Origin of the sequence: Frankia alni ACN14a (assembly GCF_000058485.1) — a bacterium.
GTDB lineage: Bacteria > Actinomycetota > Actinomycetes > Frankiales > Frankiaceae > Frankia > Frankia alni.
Map to the genome: position 1 here is coordinate 7491617 of NC_008278.1, position 6318 is coordinate 7497934.

Here is a 6318-nt window from a genome sequence, read left to right on the forward strand (position 1 = left end):
GGTCACCGACGTAGCGCCGCTCGGGCGTGACGTCGGACGCCGAGCCCCGACACCGATGGTCGGGGTCACCGGCGGAGGCCGGGTCAGTGGTAGGCGACGATGACCCGCCGGGGCGGCGGGGTGCCTGCGGAGCAACGGTCATAGCGGGTCAGCACGCCGGTCAGCCGGAAGGTCCAGTCCTCGGTCGCGCACCAGCCGGCCCGGTGCAACGGCGCGAGCTGACCAGCCAGGCCCGTCCGCTCGATGTCGAAGACGAAGACGAGCAGGTGCCCGGGCGGAACGGGGCGCTGCGCAAGCTGGCGCAGCAGCGCGGGCGCGGCGCCGCCGAAGAAGACGGTGTCCCGTCGGGGGATCCGGGCGGGCGTACCTGCCCCGCCGCTTCCGGCCGCCCGGGCATCCGCCGCACGTCCCGCGGGCCGGTGGCCATCGACGACGCTCACCCCGTCGGCCCCCGAACGGCCGACGAGGACGGCGCGGCGCGGCGCGGGTATCGCCACCCGGGCGCCACCGGCGGACCCTCCACCCGCGGACACCCCGTCCGCGGACACCTCGCCGGCGGACGTCTCAGTCGCGGGACTCTCGCCGGCAGACCTCTCGCCGGCAGACCTCTCGCCGGCGGCGGAGTCGGCCGTGCCGCCGGCGCCGCTTCGCCGCGGGCGGCCGTCCCCTGCGGGGCCGGGCTGGAGATCGCTGGGCTCGCGCGGCCCGTCGTCGCTGGCCTCCATCGCGTAGAGCCAACCCGGACGGGCCAGTCTGCCGCCGACCGCGACGACGTCACCGGGCCGGGCCACCCGTCGGGTGACGATGGCCGCGTCGACCATCAGGTCCAGGCCGCGCAGGCGGTCCTGGTGTTCCCAGAGTGGACGGCTGCCCGACACCGACGTCTGCATGAGCAGCACCCCGCAGCCGGTGATCGCGACGACCGCCGCGAGGGGGAGCGCTACCGCGGCCCGGGCGAGGCCGACTCGCGAGACCGCGAGTCCAGGCACCGGCGTGGCGCCGACCGGGGGTGAAGGCGGCGGAGAAGCCGGGGACACAGGAGAAGCCGGAGAGGCGGGAGAGGCCGGGGGAGTCGGGACCAGCGTCCCGGAGAGTGCAAGCGTACCGTCGCCTTCCGTCACCACCCTCGGCGAGAAGACGGAATGTGAGCGCTCGGCCACGGATCCCGGCAGGGTGAGGGTTGGGGGACTACCCTTCGAGCGCCCAGCGGCCCGCTGGGGCCCGCCGCGGGGCAGATGGCCTCGCACCGCCGACAGGAGGGACCGAATCACCCGCTCGGCACCCACCACCACCACAACAACGAGCAGTGGCACCACGTACAGGTTGGTCCGGGTCGGTCCGAACGGCCAGTACCGAGCGGCGCTCGCGCCGAGCATCATCAGCTCCGCGCCGCCGAGCGCGGCGAGCAGAGTCCGGCCCTGCCGGTGACGGGCGAGCGCCACGACGCCGGTTCCGCCCGCCACGACGACCGCGACCGCGATCAGGACGGCCGGTGCGGAACCGAACGGCCCGGCGGGCACCGTGCCGTGGACGAGGCTCGGGTCGAAGCGGTCGATTCCCGGCGGCGAGCCGGTGACGGTGGCACGGACCTGATCGGCGACGAACCGCAGTGCCGCCCACGGCCCGCGGCCGGCGAGGAACTGGCGATCCCAGTAGTCGCCATTGCGCTGACTGGACTGGTGGGCGACGAACCCGACGGTGTGCACGGTGCTGAGGGCGAGCGCGGGCAGGCACTCGACCAGCCGCCACCGCCGCGCCGGGCCCCGCCACACGTCGACCGCAACCAGCGGGAGCACCACGAAGATCCCAGGCACGGCGACGAGCGCCAGCACCCCCGCCGCCGTCCGCCGGACCAGGCGGCCACGGTCGGGCCCTCGCGCGGCCCCGGCGGCCGGGACCTCGTCGGGCGGCTCGCGCGGGTCCGAGGTCCAGACGACGACGATGCACACCGCGGCGAGCGCCTCGACCGTGTACGGCTTGAGCTGGGTGGCGAGGTCCAGAAACGTCGTGTTCAGGCACAGCCAGCCGGCGGCGAACACCGCCGAGGTCGTCCCGGCGAACCTGCGGGTGAGCACGACGATCGCGGCCCCGAGCAGGGGCAGCGCGACGAAGCCGGGCAGCCGCAGCGACCACGAGTGCCAACCGAACGCCTCGCCCGCGAGCCGGGTGATCCCGAGCCAGCCGAGCGCGGACGGGGTGTTGGCGACCGTCAGCTCCGACCAGAACGACGCCAGCGGCTCGCTGACGAAGTGCGCCCGCCAGATCTCGTCGTACCAGAGTGGCCTGGTCAGGTAGGCGTGCAACAGGCCCAGGACGCCGGCCAGGCCGAGCGCGACCGCGCCGGCCGCCACCACCGTGGACCGCCCAGGCCGACGACGGCCCGCAGGCGGCACGGCATCCCCCGATCAGCAGCGGCGCCTACCGCCGCACCTCCAGCCCGAATCTAGCGCCCGACACCGACCCCCATCGCGGGGGAGGTCGTTGTGCCCGCCCGGCGAGGTCCGCGCGCAACACTCCGCATCAGACGCCCGCGCGCCGGTCGTCCCCATGCCGGGCGGCCGAGTGCCGGTCGAGCGGGGGCCGGGGCAGCCAGGGGCCGGGTCAGCCGAGCAGGATGACGACCCGCCGGCTCGGCTCCTCGCCCTCGGACTCACTGTGGACGCCGTCGATCTCGGCGATGGCGTCGTGGACGACCTTGCGCTCGAACGGGGTCATCGGGGCGAGCGTCTCGGGCTTGCCCCGTTCGATCGCGCGCTCCGCCGCCGCCGTCGCGATCTTACGGAGTTCGACCCGACGCCGCGCTCGGTGACCGCCGACGTCGAGCATGAGGCGGCTACGGTTCCCGGTCTTCTGCAGGACGGCGAGCCTGGTGAGTTCCTGCAGCGCCTCGAGGGTCTCACCGCCGGTCCCGATCAGCTTGTCGAGCCTCTCGCCGACCACCGCGACGACAGCCCGACCACCCTCGACGTCGAGATCGAGGTCGCCGTCCATGTCGACGATGTCGAGCAGGCCCTCGATGTAGTCGGCGGCGATCTCCCCCTCCTGTTCGAGGTCGACGAGTCGCCGCTCCTGCGGGCTGAGCCCGGCCTCCTCCGGGGAGCCTTGCTCTTCGGAGACTCCAGCTCCATCCACAGCCAGGTCAGGTGCCGAACCGGTCATCAGCGCTTCTCCAGGGGAACAGGGGGCGGCGGAGCAGAGATTACGGGATGCCCCCGCATCGTGACGAAATCAGGGGGACCGGCGAGTTCGCCCGCCGGCCGGGGAAGGGCTCCCCGGGTCAACGCCGCCCGCCGGGCCGCTTGCCCTTGCCTCGCCGCTTGGCGGGACGGGAACCACCGACCTGGCGGCGGACGCCGGCGGGAGCCGGGACGGGGCGGGTCGCCGCGCCGTCGCCCGCCGCGGGCACGGCCGCGGGTTCCGCACCGCTGCCGGCCGCTGCGGCGGCCTTGCCCGGTGAGCTCTTACGGCCGCCCGACGAGGCCTTCCCTCCCGCAGTCTTCCCCCCCGCGGCCGTGGAACGCGCCGCTGCGGGGACGTCATCGGCTCCCCCGGCCGCGCCCGCGACCGGCGGGGCGGCAGGCGGCTGCGAGGGCTTTGCCGCCGCCGACGCGCCGCTGCGGGACCGGGTCCCGGGCGGGGCCGACGACGAGCCTCGCCCTGCCTTCGCCGCACCGCCCTTGACCCCGGCACCCTTCGCCGCGGTCGAACCGCCGCCCGTCGCGGCCATCGCCCCCGCGCCGGAGTCGCCGCTCTTGGCCAGGCTCGGGCCGCCCGCAGCCGCCGGCCGCGCGCGGTTCCTGGACTTGGCACCGGCACGCACGCCGGGCGCCGGACGCGCCGGAGTGGGCGCTGCATCGGCGCCGGTGCGAGCACCGGGGAGCCGGCCACCGGCGGCGAGTGGGCGGACCGGCGGCATCCTCTTGATCACGAAGAACTGCTGGCCCATGCTCCACAGGTTGGTCGTCAGCCAGTAGAGCAGCACCGCGATCGGGAACCGGAAACCGAAGATCGCGAGCATCAGCGGGGAGCCGTAGAGCAGAACCTTCTGGACGATCGCCTGCTGCGGATCCACCGGCCCGGTACGAGCCATGATCTGCCGCTGGGTCATGAAGGTGGTCAGACCCATCAGCACGATCAGCACGACCGCGAGGATCTTGACGTGGGTGCTGTTCACCCCGAGGAAGTGCACGAAGTCGCTGTCGGAACCGAACTCGCTGGCGAGCGAGATCCCGAAGACCTTGGCCGAGGCGATCTGCTCGACCTGGTCCGCGGACAGCCCCACCCGGGGCCGCCAGACAAGGGCGCCGTTCGGGCCCTCGTTCATCGGGGCCAGGTGGGTGAACACGTGGAACAGCGAGATGAACAACGGGATCTGGAGCAGAATCGGCAGGCAGCCGAGAAGCGGGTTGCCGTGCTCCTTCTGCAGCGCCATGATCTCTTGCTGCATGCGGGGCTTGTCGTGCCCGTACTTCTCCCGGATCTCCTTGATCCGAGGCTGCATCATCTGCATCGTCCGCTGCGACTTCACCTGCTTGACGAACAGCGGGAAGATCAGGACACGCACCGCGATGACGAGCAGGACGACCGAGAAGGCCCAGGCGAAGAAGCTGTCGGCGCCGAAGATCGGCGCGAACCCCTTGTGGAAGAAGACGATCGCGTTCGCCGCGAGATGGTAAAGGGGATTCAACAACGTTCGGACTCCTCACGCCCACGGTCCGCGACCGGAACCGACGATCTCGGCCCGCGTCCCCTCGGCCGGAGACGGAAAGCCATGCCTGTGGGCCGGCGCGACCGCACCGGTGATCCGGGCGCGACCGCGCGGTTACCACGCCCGGAGACGGTCGTCACCCCTCTGGGTTTGCGAACGACTCCCGGCCCCGCGCTGGTTCCCGGATCGGCGGTCGTTCCGGGATCCGTCCCGATACCCGGCGGCCTGCCGGTGGGCGCAGGCCGATCGGAGGGCACATGCCGGTCGGTGGGCTCGCCGGGGACCGGGTCGTACCCGCCGGCCGAGAGCGGCTGGCAGCGCAGCAGCCGGCCGACGGCCAACGCCCCACCGCGCATGCCGCCATGGCGGCGAACCGCCGTCAGCGCGTAGGCGCTGCACGACGGCTCGAACCGGCACATGCCGGCGTTGCGGCCCGACCAGCCGGCCCGATAGAGCCGCACGAGCCCGGCGAACACCCAGGCCAGCGGCCCTCGGACCGCCCCGTCGGCGGTGCGGGCCACGGTCGGCAGGCGCCTGCGGGCCAGCCCGGAGGCCAGCACAAGATCAAGGACAAGGGCCACGGCCAGCGCCACGAGCAGGAACATCCCGACGGTCATCGGCCGCTTCCCACCACGAGCCGCGCCGGTCGGGCCGGCTGCGCACGCGCGCCGTCGCCCCGACCGTCCGAACCCCGACCATCCGCGGCCGGGCGGGCACGCAGGGCCCGCGCAATCGCGTCGTCCAGGGCCTGACCGAGCCGCTCGGAGCTGGCCGAGGCCGCCTCCGGCAGGGCGCGGACGACGACCATCGTTCCCGGGGGCAGCCGGTCCAACCGGGCCCGCACCTGCTCTCGCAGGCGGCGACGCACCCGGTTGCGCACCACGGCCTTGCCGACCCGGCGTCCGACGACGAAACCCGCGCGTGGGGGCTCCCCACTGGTTGTCCACACGCTGTGGACAACCAGTGGACCGGACCTGGTCCGCCGGCCCGCGGTCCCCACGTGGGCATGCTCGCCCCGGGTCCGCACGCGGGAGACCTCGGGAAGCATGTCAGCCGGGGTACAGCAGGAACCCGCCGTCAGGCGGAGAGCTCGCTGCGGCCCTTGCGACGGCGGGCAGAGACGATGGAACGACCAGCGCGGGTCCGCATGCGCAGCCGGAACCCGTGCGTGCGGGCCCGCCGGCGGTTGTTCGGCTGGAAGGTGCGCTTACTCACGTGAAGACTCCGTCTGCAAGATGGACGCGGGCGGTGATCTCCGCCGCCGAGGGGTGGGCCCCACACGGCCCGCGCAAGCGCATCCCACGACAAACGAAGCGGTCTAACACCGCGGTTCGACCTAGCGTACACATGCCGGTGCCGCGGACGACCCGGCGACCGCACCCCGCCCGCCGTCATCGGCGAGCCCGGCCCGTCCCGCGGCCCCTCCCCGACCGCGACCCAACCTGGGCGACCGACTCGGTCCAGACGCAACCGCAGGCCGCCATCGTCCACCCGAAGCCACCGTGGGACCGACCGCGACCCACGGCAAGCCGGGGCCGGACACCGCGATGACTGCTGGTAAGCAAATGCCACACGGCCGGGTCCGCCGACCCGGCCGGCCCCGCCCGCCG

The 6318-nt window shown here is 73.8% G+C and carries 6 protein-coding genes; all 6 read right to left on the reverse strand.

Features of this window, described 5'->3' with window-relative positions; all coding sequences use genetic code 11:
* Positions 1-83 precede the first annotated feature (83 nt).
* Positions 84-2393, reverse strand: coding sequence for a glycosyltransferase family protein (locus FRAAL_RS30050; RefSeq protein ID WP_011607914.1), 2310 nt, complete (start codon positions 2391-2393; stop codon positions 84-86).
* 208 nt (positions 2394-2601) lie between these two features.
* Complete coding sequence (locus FRAAL_RS30055; RefSeq protein ID WP_011607915.1) at positions 2602-3159, reverse strand: Jag family protein; 558 nt, start codon at positions 3157-3159, stop codon at positions 2602-2604.
* A 118-nt stretch (positions 3160-3277) separates the two neighbouring features.
* Positions 3278-4690, reverse strand: a complete 1413-nt coding sequence (gene yidC / locus FRAAL_RS30060; RefSeq protein WP_011607916.1) for a membrane protein insertase YidC — start codon at positions 4688-4690, stop codon at positions 3278-3280.
* Positions 4684-5325, reverse strand: coding sequence for a membrane protein insertion efficiency factor YidD (gene yidD, locus FRAAL_RS30820; protein WP_083866963.1), 642 nt, complete (start codon positions 5323-5325; stop codon positions 4684-4686). Before yidD ends, yidC begins: the two co-directional genes overlap by 7 nt.
* Complete coding sequence (rnpA, locus tag FRAAL_RS30070) at positions 5322-5756, reverse strand: ribonuclease P protein component (RefSeq protein WP_041940004.1); 435 nt, start codon at positions 5754-5756, stop codon at positions 5322-5324. Before rnpA ends, yidD begins: the two co-directional genes overlap by 4 nt.
* A gap of 29 nt (positions 5757-5785) precedes the next feature.
* Complete coding sequence (gene rpmH / locus FRAAL_RS35470) at positions 5786-5923, reverse strand: 50S ribosomal protein L34 (protein ID WP_009741462.1); 138 nt, start codon at positions 5921-5923, stop codon at positions 5786-5788.
* Positions 5924-6318: the final 395 nt, after the last annotated feature.